Consider the following 17,645-nt stretch of genomic DNA (forward strand, 5'->3'; position numbering starts at 1 on the left):
TGCTCATTTAAGCTTAGCAAAACAATACGATTTATAGGAACATATTTTTAAATAAAAAACGCTTGGCAAATGAGTTTGCCAAGCGCTCAGTTGGGATTTTAAAGGGAGTTTAATGACTGGTTGTTTGTAATTTTGCTTCTGGCTCTGCTTTTTTACCTCTCAGCTTGCCAATTAAGTGTTTAAAGTCTTCTAACGCGACGTACTGACAAGGGATTAAAATAAGCGTAATGACCGTTGCAAATAACACCCCGAATGCCAGTGATACAGCCATTGGGATAACAATTTTTGCTTGTAAGCTTGTTTCCATAATAATTGGTAGTACACCAATAAAGGTCGTTATTGAGGTCAGTAAAATAGCTCTAAAACGACGACCACCGGCTTGCATTACAGCATCTTTAATTGCAACACCTTCTGCGCGGGCCTTATTAACAAAGTCGACCATTACTAGCGAGTCATTTACTACAACACCTGCAACCGCGATAATACCAAATACTGACAGGCTGCTCATTGTCATACCTAAAATCATATGACCGAACATTGCACCAATTACACCAAATGGAATAACCGACATAATAATAAACGGCTGTGAGTATGAACGAAGTGGAATCGCTAACAGTGCAAAGATGATCAGCATTGATAGAGCAAAGTCACGCACTTGTTCTGCCACACTGTCCATTTCTTCTTGAATACGACCCGCTACATTACTTTCTACGCCTGGGTAGCTTTTCAGTAGGCTAGGTAAATATTCATCACGAATTTCTTTTGCGATGGCAAATGGTTCAGCTTGGTCTGTGTTAACGGCTGCCCACACATTTACCGTACGTTTAGCATTTTCACGACGAATACGGTTTACACCATCAACAATATTTACTTTAGCTACTTCAGCCAGCGGCACTTCAACTCCTGTTGGCGTAATGATACGTGCATCTGTGATGTCACTTACCGCGTTGCGCGATTCACGAGGGTAGCGGATCATTACTTTAATTTCTTCACCGTCACGTAAAATACGTTGTGCTTCTAGGCCGTAGTAACTAAAGCTAACTTGTGATGCCACATCCGAGAGGGTTAAACCTAAGCTGTAAGCAAGCGGTTTAAGTTCAAGTTGTACTTCATCGGTTGCTGATTGGAGTGAGTCATTAACATCACCCACACCTTCCATGCTATTTAATTTCTCTTTTAATAGCGCAGCCACTTCTTTAAGTTTGTTGATGTCTTTACCTTCAAGGCGGAAGCTTACATCACCGTCATCGCGACCCCCATTCATGATACTGTCTTCAATATTCAGCGTTTTCACACCGGGTAATGGTGGCATTTGTTCGCGCCACATTGCACTTAACTGGAATGTATCAATAGGACGTAAATCGGGTTCAACTAAAATTGCCATGATACGTGCGCTGGTTCTGCCGCGCAGACTAACTGATAAATCGCGGATCATCGGTTTACCATATTGCTCTTCAAGTTGTTTATCGACATCTAGAATCAGTTTTTCAATTGTTTGCGCTGTTTCAAGAGTCGCTTGCTCAGATGATGATAAATTCATTTCAATTGAGATACGTGGGAAATCATGTGGAATTTTAGGGTTCGCAACAAACTTCACTAAACCACCTGCGAACATACCGCCACTGACAATCAATACACAAATAAAACCAACAATAACGGTGTAACGATAGTGGATACAGTGACCAATAAATGGAGTGTAATAATTATCGACAAAGTTTTTAAGTCCTTTATCCATTCCTAAGCGTAAGCGATGTAAAGGGTTTTTAGGATTCGCTGGTTTATTTTTCATTGCCGCCAAGTGAGCAGGCAAGATTAGTTTTGATTCAATTAATGAGAACACTAAACATAAGATGATCACTCCGCCTATGGCTTTCGAAAACGCAGAGCCTGGGCCTGATGCCAGTGTTTGCGGTAAGAATGCGGCAATCGTGGTTAACACACCAAAGGTTGCAGGAATAGCAACACGTTTTACGCCGCGTACTACGTTATCAAGGCTATGACCGTGCTTTTCAATTTCAGAACTGGCTGACTCACCCACTACGATAGCGTCATCAACGACTATCCCGAGTACCAGAATAAATGCGAATAACGAGGCTAAGTTGATAGTGACATCTAAAAAGCCCATTGGCATCATTAAAAATGCACCTAGGAATGACACTGGTAAACCCATCATCACCCAAAATGCTAAGCGCAGTGGTAAGAATAGCGCCAGTACCACCATGACTAAAATACCACCCCATACCATGTTGTCGATCATCATGTTTAGACGACCTTCAAGGTAGTAAGTTAAATCAACAATCGGAGACAGTTTTACGCCAGCCGGAAGCTGTGGTGCTTTTTCTGCTAGGTAGTTTTTTAATACTCCTGCAACTTTCGTGATGTCTTGATCTTTTGATGCATTAACTTCAAATGTTAGTGAGTTTTTACCATTGTACTTAGAATATTGCAGGCCTTCTTCAAAGCCATCATGCACAGTGGCCACATCGCCTAAGAACACTTGTGCGCCATCAGGTAAGTGTAATAAAGGTAGATTTTCGAACTCTTTACCACGATACGCTTGGTTTTCAACACGCATCGAAATGTAGCCATTTTCAGAGCGAATTTGACCTGCTGACATATTTGCAGAGAAGCTGCGAACGGCTGTAGCAATATCACGGAAAGTTAAACCATACTCGCGAAGTTTATCTGGGCTAATTTCGATGCCAATTTCATAATTTAAACCACTATGAAATTCAACCAAGTTGATTTGAGGTAAGGCTTGTAATTCATCTTTTATGTCGTTACCAAGCTCTTTTAGTTGGTAATTTGTCATATCGCCATAAAGGGCTAAGATCATTACCTCTTGCTCGTACTTATCACGACGTACAATAGGGCGTTCCATCTCAGCTGGGAAGGTATTGATTGAATCAACCTGCATCTTGATTTCATCGAGTACTTCTTGAGGGTCGTACTTTTCTTCGATTTCGATCCAAGCTTGTGAAAAACCACGGTTTGAATAGGTAATTAAGCGTTTAATGCCTTCGAGCCCCTCTAAAGACTCTTCGACCTTGATGGTGATCCCTTCTTCAACCTCTTGCGGCGCTGCACCCGGATAAACAGCTTGAATGCTGATCCAGTTGCTCTCAAATTGCGGGAACATTTGTTTACGGATAGACATTGCCGTTAACAAACCGCCCACTAAGATAAAAATCATAAGCAAATTTGCAGCAACCGGGTTGCGTGCAAACCAGGCAATAAGCCCTTTTTCTCTGTGCGTGGTCATGGCTTATTCCTCTTTTAACGCTAACTGCGTTGTTGGCGCATTAAGCTTTGCATTATCAAGCTTGACTGCCATGCCTTCAGTTGGGTATTCAAGTGCAGAGGTAATCAGTTGCTCACCATTTGCAAGGCCATTGTCGGCGATCACCATGCCATTTTGTTCACGCACTATATTGAGTGTTTTAAACGAGAGTGTTTCACCGTCTTGTAACACGGCGACTTTGCTGTCTTTTACTAAGTGATGTGGTACCACAATCGCGTTGTCCAGCGCACGACCTTGAATGGTTGCATTTATGTATGAACCGAAACGTAGTGGTTGTTTTTGCTCATAAGGTGTTGCCACTTGTGCTACCAAATAATTCATGCGGCTGCGTTGGTCAACAACCCCTTCGCTACGTACAATAGTCGCTTGCCACGTAGTTTGTTTACCCGCAAATTCAGCGTTAATTGATACGCTGGCGCCAATACCTTGGTTATTTAGGTATTGCAGATCTTTATCTGCTACAGGTAAACGAATTTCAGCCAGTGACGTTGAGCTTAGGCTACCAAAGCTGTTACCTGGGTTTACCACACTGCCTAAACTAATTAAGCGCTCGTCGATAATCGCATCATAAGGCGCTTTAATGTAAGTGCGCTCAAGGTTACGTTTAGCGCGTTTTACACTGGCTTGTGCAGCGCGGTAACTTGCAAGTTTTTCAGCAAGTTGTGGTTTACGTAAATAAAGCTCAGATGGAATAACTTGGTTTGAGTCACCTTTGATGCGATCCCATTCGGCTTGTGCAACTGACACCTGAGCACGTTCAATCTCAAGTGCTGAGCTTGCTTGCGCTAGTCCCGCTTCTGCTTCAATGAGTGCAGCTTCGTAATCATTTGGATCAATTCGTGCTAGAATGTCGCCTTGCTTAACAAATCCACCTTGTACAAATTGTTCTGATAACGACACAACCTGACCGCTCACTTGCGCAACAAGCTCAGTTTGGTTTTTAGGTTTAACGATACCGTATGATTTTACATCGAGGGTAATGGCGTCAAAGCTTAACGGTTTAATTGATACAAGCGGTCGCAGATCTTGTTCTGCTTTTTCGACTGGCGGTTGCTTCATTGAGGCAAATGCGAATGCCATTCCAAGTCCGCCGACTAATACGGCGATAGGGAGAATGATTTGTTTTTTACTAGCCACGGGATAGTCCCTCACGGTTGACGGTAATTAAAAATAAATTTGTTAGGCTAAGCATACGCAATAAAGTGTTTACAAGGCGTTTGAAGATGTAACAAACCATTACACATATTACAAAGACGCTACAAAGGTTCTATAAGAGGTACTCAATGACAGATAAAATGGCATGTAGATTAGGCTGTGGCGCCTGTTGTATTGCACCCAGTATTAGCTCACCGATACCAGGAATGCCAAACGGGAAAGCGGCGGGAGAGCGCTGTATTCAACTCGACGATAATAACCTATGTAAATTATTTGGTGATGAATCAAGGCCTAAGGTGTGTAGCGACTTTTCTGCCACTATTGATGTGTGTGGCACCACTAACGAACAAGCACTGTATTTAATTACTGAACTTGAACAGATGACTTAAAAAAGATTAAACCTTTAACACTTTTTAACGGTTGCTGGGATCAGTTGTGTTTGATAGCTAAAGTTTCACCAGAGCATTTAAAAATTGTTTCGACTAAGGTGTTTTAAAAATCACAGAAATGGACGCGACACAATAATGCCAGTCAATTGACTGGCATTGTTGTTTTTGCTTACCACGTGTAGGTAGCGCTAAGAGTATATTGCTCGCCGCGGCCTGGGGTACCCGGTACTTCTTCGAAAGATTCATCCCAAATGTTGTCAGCTGCAAAGGTTACAAATACATTATCAAGCTGAGCTGGGGTGAATTTTAGGGTTAACTGCGTGAAGAAGGCTTCATCATCAGAGCTACGTAAGCGGTTACTATGTTGCTTACGCCATTCGTTATCAATACGCAACTCAAGCACATCCATTGGCTGCCATACTGCACCCAGTGTTACACGGTGATCAGGGTAGTTAAGCGCATAAAAGCTCGCATCAATATCTGCCGTGCCATAGTCTTCTGACTTTTCTAAATAGGTGTAGCTGGCAATCAACTCAGCGCTTTCAAACGATTTATTTGCTAAAAACTCAACGCCTAAGGTGTCTATATCAACTGAGTTTGCAAAACGTGCTGAGGTTGCATCAAAGCGATATGTCCAATCCGTAAGGTTTTTATCTTTACGGTAGAAAATAGCTGAATCTAAACGCCATGAAGACTGTTCAATCAGTAAACCTAATTCAAGGTTATCGGTGGTTTCGCGCTCAAGGCTGTAGTTACTTCTGAATAATCCGCCCGTTTCGCTGCCGCCAATAGCGGTATAACCGGGAACTTGTGTTGCCTCGGCGTATGACGCATACCAAGTATGTTCACTGCCATTTTGATTAGCTACTTTAAGGCTGGCATCGGCAATAAATGAGGTATCTGAGCTATCACGGTTGGTATCATCAAATGCAGCACCAACACGTAAAGTAAGCTCTTTGTTTGCTGTAAGGGCTGATTTGTACTCAGGCAAGATACTTAGCTTAGTGTAATTACGTGATGTAAAATTGTTTTCAAGAGATGTTGATTCAATTTCATCAGCAATAAATTGCCCAGCATAATTAATTGCATAGCGGTCATTTAAACGGTGACGTCCAGAGAGTGCTAATGACTTAACTGTGGTTTCGTGAAACGCTTCAAAAATAGCTGGGTTTTCACGAGACAAAACATAATGGTCGTTATGTTTACGATAATAGCCAGTCACTTCAAAGGTATTGCTCTCACCATACATTTGTTTGTGATTGAGCATGAAAAGCTTGGTTTCAAGGTCTTCGGTTTCATTAAAATTAAATGGCGTGTATAGATTTGGCCAACCAAAAAACTTCTCTTGGCGCCCGAACATTAAATCAGTTTGCGAGGTAGTGCTTGCAATTTGAACGCGTGCTGAGGCACGTTCAAAGTCGTGGTCGCCATTATCAATTGAGCCATCGCTTTTTGAGTGAGAGTATTCACCCTCAAAGCCTAATCGCCAATCTGGTTTATTATCCAGCTTTTGGCTATGGGCAGCATGAATGCTTTGTAAATTAAAGCCATTCGTACCTGTGCCAAGTGATACGCTGCCAGTGCTTGTGATAGGGCGCCAGCCAAATGAAACCGTGCCAACCGAGCTATTCATACCATAAAGGGCATTATCAGCCCCTGTAAGCACTGAAGGCCCTGTTAGCATCTGTGGGGCAATAGGAATTTCAGCAAAATAGTGACCAGATTGAGGGTCAAATAATGTACTGCTACCAACACGAAAGCCAGTATTTTCGAAAATACCCCCACGAATGGTGACATCAGCTTGCGCTTCAGCCATATTGCGTGATTGCAAATCGACACGTGGGTCATATTCTAAGTTTGATACCGGCGCATCAAAAGTACCAACCGGTTCTTTATTTGCGGTTGCTGAAACTTCAACGGTGATTTGTTCAATATTGTTGGTGTCTTCTGCTAGCACTGTGCAAGTGACGAATAATGCGGGAAGTGTAAGCTGTACTGCGCGTACCATCTAAAACTCTCTTGATTTTGTTTAATCTGGGGTAGTGGGCTAGTTAGGCGCACTGAAAATTGCGGGTATTGTATCTGAATCACTGAGTTATACCACTCCAACCAGATTTCAGCAGGCAATAAAAAACCGCGCTAAGGCGCGGTCTTTTAACTAAAACGGTGTTTAGTTTTGATTAATAGATTGCGGTGGGAAGTTACTTAGAATGTTAGCAACCGTTTCTTTGATAACTTCAGTGCGCTTTTCAGGTGATTGATTTTTTTGCAAACGACCTTCTTTAGCACCACGCCAAACTAATTGGTTAGAAGCACGGTCAACTACGTCTAGAATTAACGTACCCACTTCATATTCGCGAGTGGTGGTTTGCGTGTTATAACCCATACCCCAGTAATTCCAGCGTGCACCGTAACCTACGTTAAAGGTATCAACATCAATTTTTGTATCAACTGAGGCATGATAGTTAATCAGTACATCTGCTTGTGCTAAATCAACTAGCTTCATACCGCTTTTTTCAAGTTCAGCATTAACAGCTTCACGAACGCGTTTTTCCATTAAAGGACTAATTTGGTAGTTCGCTACGTTTTTAGTCAAGCTGGCATTAGGTACCCAAGAGAAGGTTTTATAATTACTAAAATCTGCTGATTTGTCGTAATCCCAATCAGGCGTTTTAGCGCAAGCCGCTAAAAATAATACAGCCGTCGCGATTAATAAGTTCTTCATATTGTTTGCTCCTTGGCAAAAATTCCACTACTTGATTGATAACATAACACAAAAAACACTCAACCGAATGATTATTTAAAGACTATGGCACATTTACAAAAAAGTACTGTAATAGTTTGTAATTAAGCAGTGTGTTCCACTTCTATCCAATCTTTTTCATCGACCCAGTTTTGTGCACCATCTTTAACAGTACGAATAGGGACGATGTAATCACAGCTAACTTGTGGTTTAACTGAGGCAAAAATCGGCACAAAGCCAAAGCTTAGCGCTGTTTCGATAATTGCTTTTTGGTTTTGTGGGTCGATATCGGCTGCTTCATCGATATAAATCGGAATACGATACAAGTTTTGTTCTTGGTCGCTTAATAAGTAACGAATAAACAGCATGCCACAAAGTAGCTTAATGGTGATACGTGTACCGTTAGAGCCGGCTGAATCGATTTTTTCGAAGTGTTCAGTTTCGCCAGCACGGTTTACTACTTCAAAACGAATATCAAATAAATCGGTCAGAGTTAAACCGGCTTTTTCTGATGCAAGCTTAATTAAATGATCTTTCGCTTCGTTTACCGCAGACTCGCTATAAGGCTCTTGGCTTAATAGGTCTAGGGTATCGCCTTGCTCAAACTGATTTGAGGTACTGATAATTGTATCAATGCTATCAACCAACATCTTGCGCGGTATAACATTAATTTTGAATGCTTGAAGGTTAGAGATCCTATGCTGACTAATTCCTTTATTAAAGCTATTCATTTCGCGGCGCAGGCGGTCTAAGTCTTCGCGCAAGCCTTTAATAGTAGCGGCTACTTCGGTTAACGCAACGCGGCCTTGACGTTCAACGGCATCGCGCTCGTTTTCTATGTTATGAAACGCGCTAATAAGCTTTTCGTATTTAGTAAACTCATCGTTTTCGTTATCAAATTTAGTAATACCCGCATTGTAAATATGCAGGTAGGTGTTACGTACGTTGATATCAAAGTTACGTAGCTCTTGGCAGTCTTTATTAAAGTGATGAATGAGGTCACTTAAGTTATCAAAATCAATACTGATTTCAATCATATATGGAGTGACTTTGCCTGAGTAAAAATCAAGCGTGTGATCGATACGTTCAGATTTAACTTGGCGTAAACGGTCAGCTTGGCGGGCAAGCAAATCTTTTTTCGACTTGATAATTGAGCGACGGTCGCTGATTGAGCCGCTGTTCTTTTGAATGTCTTGCAGGTAGTCGTCAACTTGTTCGCGCTCTGCATTTAATTGCTCTTTTAGCAGAGTTTGTGCATCGACAGATTGCTGCATCACTTCAAATTGTTCAAAGCGTTTTAACGCTTCTTCTGAGGCCATTAGCTCATCATATAAGGCATCTTTTTCTTTTTGCTTTTCGGCGACATTAGCAGCAACTTCGCGCTGTTGTTTAAACTCTTTTAGTGAGTTTTCTAGGGCAGCGAGTTGCGCGGTTAATTGCTCTTTATTTTCGCCCGTTTGCATTTGCACTGGGCTTAGCTTTTTAAGTTTAATCGTCGCGCCAGGAAGAGTAAGTACACCGCCTTTCACATTTGCCGATAACTGCTCTAAGAACTCACCAAAGGCATCTTCGTCTGTGATCTCAACATCACCATTGCTGGTGGTGGCAAACGATAAGATATCAGGGTTTAGAATACGCGAAATCTCTTCAACTTCTTTTAAAGATAAATCTTCACGCATACGGGTGAATAAATTGAACTCAAGGTTCTTCAGCTGTAATTTTAAGCTCTTAATTTGCTTTTGTGTTTCGCTAATACGGTAATCAAGCGTGTGTAAGCTTTGCCCTTGGGCACTGCTTAATGAATGCGATAGCGATTCATAATCTTGTTTAAGCTGCGTAAGGCTTACTTTTAGGGTGGCTTTATTAACCAATTCAAACTCAGATTTAAGCGCTCGATAGTCTAAAAACCATTGTTCAATTTGAGTTTGTTTACGTTCAATATCACGGGATTGCTGAATATACAGCTGCTGCTTTTGTTCGAACTCGTGCTTTTCGTGTTCGATATCCTCAAGGGCAATATTTAGCTCAGAGAGTTGCTCTTGTTGATAGGTTTCAAAGTCAATCAGTGCTTGGTCAATTTTTGGCGCATAGGCAGCGAGCTTACCTTTTAAAACTGTTTGGTTTTCAAGCATAGATTCAAGAGCTGCGATTGGCTCTTGCATTGACTCAAGGGCTTTTAATTCACGTTTAGCGCGATTCACTTTATCAAATGAACGTCGCCATACCTCATAAAAATCAACTCGTGAGTTTGACATATGGCGCTCAAATACGCGTAACATAAAGCGTTTAACATCGCTGGCACCTAACTTATGCAAGTTAAGGATACGGCGGAAAATTTCTTTGTAAATCGCGGAGTCTTGCACGTTATTGAGGGGGATCATCTTTAAGTTGATATCGCCATCAAATGGGGTTGCGCCGCCAGTGAGTAGGGCGTTTAGTTCTTGCGCTTTTAATTCAATTGGATTGAAACCTTGCTCTTTTAAGTGATTAAAAAGCTTAGTGAATTTTACAATGGTTTTGCCTTGAGTGTAGTGATCAAGGTTTAACTTACCTTGGTAGCAAAAAAACTGATGCGCGTAACCAGCAATTTTACCAAGGCCAGCAACACCAATCACCACAGGGCCATTCGGTAGGTCAGCTTCGAGTAAAATATAGGATTGGTCTGACGAAAAGTAGAATTTTCGGGTTTCGTCTAAATCGTGGCCATCCCATTCTGTTAAACGTAAATCATTGATCAGTGGAAATTGTAAGGCATTAATTACCGAGCTTTTACCGGTATTATTAGGTGCACAGATTGAACTACTTTTATCCAGCGGGATCACGCATTTTGCATAGCCAGCAGTATTTAAAAGCGCAAGTTTGCTGAGTCCGTATAGGCTTTGGCTTTGCATTATTCGTCATCTCCTAGGTAGGTTTCTTCGTTTACTTCCATTAATGCATCGATATAACGATAAATAGGTGCTTGCAGCATAAAGCCGTTTTCTACTTCGCGAGCTAGACCTAAACGCACCATACGTAGGTAAACGTCTTTGCGTAAATCTGAGCCTGAGAAGATTTCTAATTGATCAAACAGGTGCTTGTTGATTTGCACTAAGGTTTGCATTAGTTCAAGGTCGTTTACTTCGTCAAACAAGGCACGCATTGGATCTTTACCGGTATTGGCATAGTGCTCAATCAAGATGTAGATAGTCAGTGCGATGGCACGCGAAATTTTACCCATATTTGGGGTGCTTTCGTCGCTTCCAAAATAGTAAAAGCCACGGCTATCATGTTGTAGGTCATGGCCTAGGGCGTTAAATAACGCGCGATAAGCATCAATGTGTTGATCAAGCTCTTGCCACATCAGCGTGTTTTGTTCGCTAATGTGGTAGCCTGATGTGAGCTTTTTATTAATAGCTTGCAGATGCGTTAAATCATCTAAATTAATATCTGTCATGGTTATTGCTCTGTTGCTTTTTTATCGTCAGCAATCGATGAGTTAAATGGGTAAAGAGAGAAGTGTTGCTGGGCAATTTTTATTTTTACTTTCTCTTGGCTTTGGCTGATTTCAAGGTCGCCATCGCTAATCAATTTTTGATACAAGAACAGCATTTCGTCAGCCTCTAGATCTGGGTAGCTTTCATCTAAGAAACTAAGCAGCGGCTGAGCTTTTTTGCTGGCTTTTTTAAAGCGTTTTCTAAATTGTGTTTTAACATCGTTGTAATCAGGAATATGCGGGCTTTGATAGGCGGGCACATCATCATGTTCAGGAAGCTGATATTCATCGTGCTCAAAGTCAACTAAGCCTGCCATATAGGCCACGATATGACGTTGCTGACCAAGTGAAAAACGTTGCGCGTCTGAAACAAAGTTAGGCTGTACTGCACTTAACATGTTATCGACGCCATTTTTACGCACTAAACCAAGCACTTTAGCCGCTTGGCGAGTAATTAGGTTGTTGCGGCGTAACTCTTCACGTAGCGGCATCAGCATATCGGCGCTTTTACGTAAACTTTCACGACCAACTAAATGCATTTCTAAAATACGGGTACGTAATTGTTCAAGCATGCGCTTGTCTTGATATGACTTCCCTAGGCGATCAATTTGCTCTATTTGCGCGCTAATTTGCGCTTCGATGGTATTAAAGCAAGCGTGGAAGTCACCACGAATATCCACCATTTCAAGCATAGGTTCAATGTATTCATCAAACGCTTCAATCACTGCTTGATAGCGTTTTTGCAGTGATTGTACCGCGTTGTCAGCTTTCGCATGCTCAACAATATTTAAAATCGCGTTTTCATTGTGGGCAAACAATTTCATTATTTTGCGTACCCGATCATCCATAATACGGCTGAAGCGACGAAGCTCATCGTAATCTTCAATTTCACCCGCTTTAGCAAGGCGATTACCAAGGCGAGCTAAATCATCAACAAGCACACTAATTTCTTGGGCAAGACCTAGGTGTTCTTCTTGTAGTAAGAAAGTCGCAAAATCGGCGATTGCACGGTTTATTTCTAACTGCGATGATTTTGCCAGTGGAATGATAATATCTTGATTCAATAAACGATTTGTTTCTTTATAAATGCGTTCATTTGACCACGAAGGTTGTTTTTGTTTTATCGCATTTTGTACGTCTTTCAAGCTGAAATCAGCCATCTTAAAACGTTTAAATAGCAGTTCTAACACCCCCCAATGTTCAGTAAGGGTATTTAATAACTTTTTAGCTGGGATCATAAGGCTCCAGTAAATTCAGACTTTGGTGTTAGCGATTAGTAGTAAATTATGTAATTGAGAATAGTTTTATGCTTTCTATGCTGCTAGAATCCGCGCCGAAACACTCGACTTACAATTTTTACATTTTTATAAAGGTTGTTCAAACACCATGGTAACCCCACTTATCCTAACCCTGATAGCGGTGGCATTTTTGCTTATCGTTATAGAGGATATTATCCATGTAAACAAGGCCAAAACGACGCTTTTTTTTGGCACTTTATGCTGGATTATCTTATTTATCTCTCCAATTCATGGGCAAAGCCCAGAAACCATACAACACCAATTGGATCACAACATTTTAGAGATCGCGACTTTGTGGCTGTTTTTAATGGCTGCAATGACCTTTGTAGCGTATTTAAACTCTAAAGGCTTTATCCAGAATATTGTTCATAAAATTATGCCAAATCAAATCAGTGAACGAAAGCTGATGTTTCTGATTGGTGGCTTTGCATTTTTATTCTCATCAATATCAGACAACATAACCGCGACTTTAATCTCGCTTGCGGTGGTGATGTCGCTGAAATTAGATCCTAAAAAATTAATAAAATATGCAACCTTAATTGTATTTAGTGTTAACTCGGGTGGGGTATCGCTGATCACCGGTGATGTTACAACCTTGATGATTTTCTTAGATGAAAAAGTGACGATAGGGCACCTGTTATTGTTGATTGTCCCTGCGCTTTCAAGTGTGGCACTGTTAGCAGCGATGCTATCGGTGGGTATGTCGGGTAATGTAGTATTTGAAAAACAAACCGCGCGTCGAATTGAAAAAACAGATATAACCATTGCGGTTATCTTCTTCTCTACCATCATAGCCACGTTAACTTTAAGCGTACTTTACAGTGTACCACCGCTATTAACCTTTTTATTTGGTTTATCACTGATGTTTTTGGTTGCACAATTTTTAATGCGCAAAAAAGACGTCAACAAAAAAATCATCGATTACATACGTGAAATTGAATACGACACTTTATTGTTCTTCGTCGGTGTATTATTACTCGTAGGTGCATTAAAAGAAGTCGGTATGCTTGCTAAATTTACTCACCTTTATGAATTGATGGCACCTGAATACGCCAACTATTTAATGGGGCTTTTATCTGCGGCAGTAGATAACGTACCTTTAACTGCAGCACTATTAAAAGCAGACATTGTAATGAGTCCACAGCAATGGCTGTCGTTTACTTACGCAACTGGGGTAGGTGGTTCAATGCTTATTATCGGCTCTGCGGCAGGTATTATCGCCATGAGTAAAGTAAAAGCACTGACCTTTATGAGCTATCTGAGAATGTCGGTTTATTTATTAATTGCCTACACCGTAGGTTATTACGGTTCGCACTTAGCGGGCAGTTTAATTTCATAAAACAACTTGACAGCTAGACGTCTAAACGTTAACTTTCGAAGCCTGCTTTTAACAGCAGGCTTTGTTATTTTAACCAGGTGTTAACTTAACATTCAGAAGAGGTGCGATACTTAGGTAATTAATGTGAGGTGACGAACGCCGATGACCATTAATGAGGGAAGTACTCGCCGAGAAAATTAATCGGACGTCACGGTTATTTTTCGGTTTATGGGGCTGAATCCTCAAAACTGTCACCAAACTAGGTGGAGAGCTTCTGGCATGGACTACTCTTTATTTTCAAAGCACCCCCTTGCCGAGTTCTTCTTGAATTACTGTGGATAGTTTTCCACAAAAGGAGACGACATGAATACCCAATTAGCCGCCAACACAAAATCAGATTACGTTGTTGCAAAATTTGGTGGCACCAGTGTAGCTAACTTTGATGCTATGAGCCGCTGTGCAGAAATCGTTTGTGCTGATAATCAAGTACGTATTGTTGCAGTGAGTGCCAGTGCTGGCGTGACCAATCATTTAGTTGCATTGTGTAAACGTGATTTGAGCGCGGCTGAGCGTGATGAACATATTACTGGTGTGGTAGCCATTCAAGAAGCAATCTTGGCAGAGCTGTCGCTTGATGCTGATTTAGCACATGGCTTTAATGAAACGCTTAAGGCTTTCCAAAATCTAGCGTCAGAAGGCGCAAAGTCAGTAGCTGAGCAAGATGAGCTACTGAGCTTTGGTGAGCGTTTATCATCGTATTTGTTTACTCAAGTGTTACGTGGCCAAGGTCTTGATGCGGTGCGTTTTGATGTTCGCAAAGTGCTGAAAACAGATAACCAATTTGCTAAAGCTACCCCAAATGTTGCAGCAACCGCTGCGGCAGCTAAAGAGCATTTAGTACCGCTACTTGATGACCATGTTGTGGTAACCCAAGGCTTTATTGGTAGCAATGAACACAATCAAACGACCACTTTAGGCCGTGGTGGTTCAGATTACAGTGCTGCATTACTCGCTGAAGCAATTAACGCAAAAAGCGTGCATATTTGGACCGATGTAGTCGGTATTTTCAGTACTGATCCGCGTTTATGCGCTAAAGCAAGCCCAATTGCACGCTTAAGCTTTGATGAAGCGGCAGAAATGGCAACGTTTGGTGCAAAAGTACTGCATCCTGCTACTATTTTACCGGCAAGCCGTAGTCACATTAGTGTGTTTGTTGGTTCAAGCCGTGAGCCGCAATTAGGTGGTACATGGATTGAAAAAGAAAAGTCTCAGCAACCAGGTATTCGTGCGGTAACACAGCGTAAAAACCAAATTCTATTAACGGTTAAAAGCCCAGAAATGCTACTTGCGAGCGGTTTCTTAGCCCGTGTATTCACTATTTTAAGCGAATTTAATATTTCGGTTGATTTAGTTACTACTTCAGAGATCAGTGTTGCAATTACTTTGGATAACGCACCGAATGCATCACGTCCAGAGCTTGATCAAGCCTGTTTAGATAAGCTTTCTGAGTTTTGTCATGTATCGGTTGAAAATAACTTAACGCTGGTGGCATTAATTGGTTCGGAAATTCAATTACGTCAGCAAGAAATGAACTTAATGCAGGTATTAAGCGATTTTAATATTCGTTTAATTTGCCACGGTGCAAGTAAACATAACCTGTGCTTCTTAGTTGAACAAAGCGAGTCAGATTATGTAGTTCAGGCTATCCACAGCCGACTATTAGAAAGCCAAGTCGCGGCGTAAGTCATTAAAGTTAATAAAAGAGCACTGCCAGTCAGTGCTTTTTTGTGCCACAACACTTATATCAAAGCCTTCAATAGAGTTACTACTCGCGCTGAAATCATGTTTGCTCAATTCATCGAATACATTTGGAGCAAGTAGTTTCGCAATAGGCTGAGCGCTTGCTTTGGCAAGCGCTTCTTTTAATGTCCAAATTCTAAAAAAGCACTGTGCTTGTTTATCGGATGCGTCAAAACGGCTAATTAAGTCAACTTCATCGTGATGATAAAAATGCTTGGCGAGTTTGATAAAAGGGCGAGGCTTACTGCTTTGTTCAATATCAAAACCAAATAGCTGCTGTTTGGGGTTAAGAGCTGCACCGATTAAGCCATTTGAATGTGATAAACAGGTCCACACAGGTTCTCTAACCGGGGTATGTAATTTTAGCTTGCTGTCTTTGTCATCAAACTGGCTCGATATTTCATTGAGCGCTATATCGTCATTAGGGTAAGCATGTTGATACAAATACTTTAACGTTAGGCGAGTCGCTAAGTACTCTTGCTTTGCACTAGGCACTTTGCGTTTTTTAAGCACACTTAACTCAAACTCACTAAGTAATTTATCAAGGGGTAAACTTGCAACATCAATACGTGTTGCATTCATAAGCATGATTTTTTTGGCCGTTGTTTGGCACTGCTGTTCAATGATAAGGGTGTTCGAAAAGTAGTGACTGCTCATGGTATAACGCTTACACGGGGCTTGAATTTAGTTTTGTTTATTTTTACAGCAAATGCACTTTTATAGGCACGAACAAACGCAAATAGTTTACGCAGTTGACTGTAATTATGGTTTAATGAGGAAAAATAATAACAGATTTGTAGATGTATGGCACAAGTTCGTGACGGCTTTCAAAGCCGATTAGGTTTCGTTTTAGCAGCTTCTGGCGCGGCGGTAGGTTTAGGTAATATTTGGGGCTTTCCAACACAAGCGGCAAACCATGGCGGCGGTGCATTTTTACTTGTTTATTTCATTGTTATTTTCTTATTAGCGCTTCCAGCTCTTTATACTGAGCTGTACTTAGGCCACCAAGCGCAAGCTAATCCGGTAAAAGCATTATCTAGTGCATGGCAAGACACAGCACCTAAAGTGGGCGCTGCAGCTGGCTATATTGGCCTCTTTGGTGCGATTGTGATGCTGAGCTTTTATTCGATAGTTGCAGGGTGGATGCTCGCTTATGCGCTCGAGCCAGTCGCAAGCTTCTTTGGTTTTACTGAGTTAAGTAACTTTTTGCACAGTGACTCCATGGCGCGCAATTTTGTGTTTACGCCACTGATGCTTATTCTTACTGCGAGTATTATTTTAAAAGGTGTTAAATCAGGTATCGAAACTTGGTCACGCCGCTTGATGCCATTATTGCTAGTGTTATTAGTGGCGTTAATTGCTTATATCGCGACCCTAGATGGTGCGATGGATGGTTTTGCAGCTTACTTAGTGCCAGATTTTAGTCAAATTCTTGATGCCAACTTAATTATTGCGGCAATGGGACAAGCGTTCTTTTCATTGTCGTTAGGTGTTGGTTGTATGATGGTTTACGGCTCATATTTAAAACCAGATGCCAACCTGCCGAAACTAACTGGAACCGTGGCACTGCTTGATACCGGTGTAGCCTTTTTAGCGGGTTTATTGATTATTCCGGCTATTTTTGTTGCTCAACATAACGGTGTAGAGGTATTTAGCGGCGGTAAATTGGTCGGTGAAGGGCAGTTAATTTTTGCGATTTTACCTGAACTGTTTAGCACGATGGGTCAAGTGGGTTTACTCGTTGGCTTATTATTCTTTGTACTAATGTCGATTGCCTCAGTGACATCAACTATTTCATCGACTGAAATTCCAGTGGCATTTTTGGTTGAGAATCACAGTGTAGAGCGCAAAAAAGCGACCTTATTTGTAACCCTAATCGTGTTTATTGCCTCATCACTGATTATCTTAAACTTTGACTGGTTATTTGGTTTAGTCATTATGGTACTTACACAGTACCAATTACCTTTAATGGGACTGTTTTATTTCATTACTGTTGGCTGGTTATGGCAGCGTGGTAATAAATTGCATCAAGTATCGAGCGGCCCTCATTATTGGTTTGCCCAGTACATTCGCTTTGTCTGTCCGTTATTAATGACGGCGGTATTCGTGAACGTGGCGTTGTTGAAATAGAAACTCGAGTTGCTAGTTACAAGTTTCTAGTTTCAA

12 protein-coding genes and 1 riboswitch are annotated in these 17,645 nt (G+C 41.3%); of the genes, 4 read left to right on the forward strand and 8 right to left on the reverse strand.

Translation table 11 applies throughout. The annotated features are described in order from the left end of the window. Positions 1 to 109: 109 nt before the first annotated feature. Together C2M33_RS06130 and C2M33_RS06135 are read right to left on the reverse strand one after the other, a co-directional pair. The gene (locus C2M33_RS06130; protein WP_105173993.1) at positions 110 to 3,262 is read right to left on the reverse strand and encodes an efflux RND transporter permease subunit; all 3,153 of its coding nucleotides are present in this window, start codon (positions 3,260 to 3,262) and stop codon (positions 110 to 112) included. A gap of 3 nt (positions 3,263 to 3,265) precedes the next feature. Then, positions 3,266 to 4,438 (reverse strand): efflux RND transporter periplasmic adaptor subunit, encoded by a 1,173-nt coding sequence (locus C2M33_RS06135; RefSeq protein WP_105173994.1) that lies wholly within the window; start codon positions 4,436 to 4,438, stop codon positions 3,266 to 3,268. 158 nt (positions 4,439 to 4,596) lie between these two features. On the opposite strand from C2M33_RS06135, the gene C2M33_RS06140 reads away from it, so the two are divergent. Continuing rightward, a complete protein-coding gene (locus tag C2M33_RS06140; RefSeq protein ID WP_054562006.1) occupies positions 4,597 to 4,845 on the forward strand; it encodes a YkgJ family cysteine cluster protein in 249 nt (82 codons plus the stop codon). Positions 4,846 to 5,014: 169 nt separating this feature from the next. On the opposite strand, the gene C2M33_RS06145 is transcribed toward C2M33_RS06140, so the two are convergent. The 5 genes from C2M33_RS06145 to C2M33_RS06165 all read right to left on the reverse strand — a co-directional run bounded on the left by C2M33_RS06145 (position 5,015) and on the right by C2M33_RS06165 (position 12,301). Then, the gene (locus tag C2M33_RS06145) at positions 5,015 to 6,853 is read right to left on the reverse strand and encodes a TonB-dependent receptor (protein WP_105173995.1); all 1,839 of its coding nucleotides are present in this window, start codon (positions 6,851 to 6,853) and stop codon (positions 5,015 to 5,017) included. A 162-nt stretch (positions 6,854 to 7,015) separates the two neighbouring features. After that, positions 7,016 to 7,570, reverse strand: a complete 555-nt coding sequence (locus C2M33_RS06150; protein WP_063705792.1) for a DUF4136 domain-containing protein — start codon at positions 7,568 to 7,570, stop codon at positions 7,016 to 7,018. A 122-nt stretch (positions 7,571 to 7,692) separates the two neighbouring features. Then, entirely contained in the window at positions 7,693 to 10,479 is a 2,787-nt protein-coding gene (locus C2M33_RS06155; RefSeq protein ID WP_105173996.1) for an ATPase, read from the reverse strand. After that, positions 10,479 to 11,024 (reverse strand): condensin complex protein MksE, encoded by a 546-nt coding sequence (locus C2M33_RS06160; RefSeq protein ID WP_105173997.1) that lies wholly within the window; start codon positions 11,022 to 11,024, stop codon positions 10,479 to 10,481. Before C2M33_RS06160 ends, C2M33_RS06155 begins: the two co-directional genes overlap by 1 nt. 2 nt (positions 11,025 to 11,026) lie before the next feature. Further along, positions 11,027 to 12,301, reverse strand: a complete 1,275-nt coding sequence (locus C2M33_RS06165) for a hypothetical protein (RefSeq protein WP_105173998.1) — start codon at positions 12,299 to 12,301, stop codon at positions 11,027 to 11,029. 148 nt (positions 12,302 to 12,449) lie between these two features. Here C2M33_RS06165 and nhaD point away from each other — a divergent pair, with 148 nt between their 5' ends. Both nhaD and lysC read left to right on the forward strand, forming a co-directional pair. Then, positions 12,450 to 13,700, forward strand: a complete 1,251-nt coding sequence (gene nhaD, locus C2M33_RS06170) for a sodium:proton antiporter NhaD (protein WP_105173999.1) — start codon at positions 12,450 to 12,452, stop codon at positions 13,698 to 13,700. A gap of 88 nt (positions 13,701 to 13,788) precedes the next feature. Continuing rightward, a riboswitch (Lysine riboswitch) is annotated at positions 13,789 to 13,961 on the forward strand. 81 nt (positions 13,962 to 14,042) lie between these two features. Then, positions 14,043 to 15,422: a lysine-sensitive aspartokinase 3 gene (gene lysC, locus C2M33_RS06175; RefSeq protein WP_105174000.1), complete on the forward strand. Its 1,380-nt coding sequence runs from the start codon at positions 14,043 to 14,045 to the stop codon at positions 15,420 to 15,422. Here lysC and C2M33_RS06180 read toward each other — a convergent pair. Then, a complete protein-coding gene (locus C2M33_RS06180) occupies positions 15,399 to 16,136 on the reverse strand; it encodes a 4'-phosphopantetheinyl transferase family protein (protein ID WP_105174001.1) in 738 nt (245 codons plus the stop codon). The two genes, lysC and C2M33_RS06180, sit on opposite strands and share 24 nt — an antisense overlap. Positions 16,137 to 16,283: 147 nt before the next feature. Here C2M33_RS06180 and C2M33_RS06185 point away from each other — a divergent pair, with 147 nt between their 5' ends. Next, entirely contained in the window at positions 16,284 to 17,609 is a 1,326-nt protein-coding gene (locus C2M33_RS06185; RefSeq protein ID WP_105174002.1) for a sodium-dependent transporter, read from the forward strand. Positions 17,610 to 17,645 lie beyond the last annotated feature (36 nt).

The organism is Pseudoalteromonas sp. T1lg122, assembly GCF_002964825.1.
GTDB lineage: Bacteria > Pseudomonadota > Gammaproteobacteria > Enterobacterales > Alteromonadaceae > Pseudoalteromonas > Pseudoalteromonas gelatinilytica.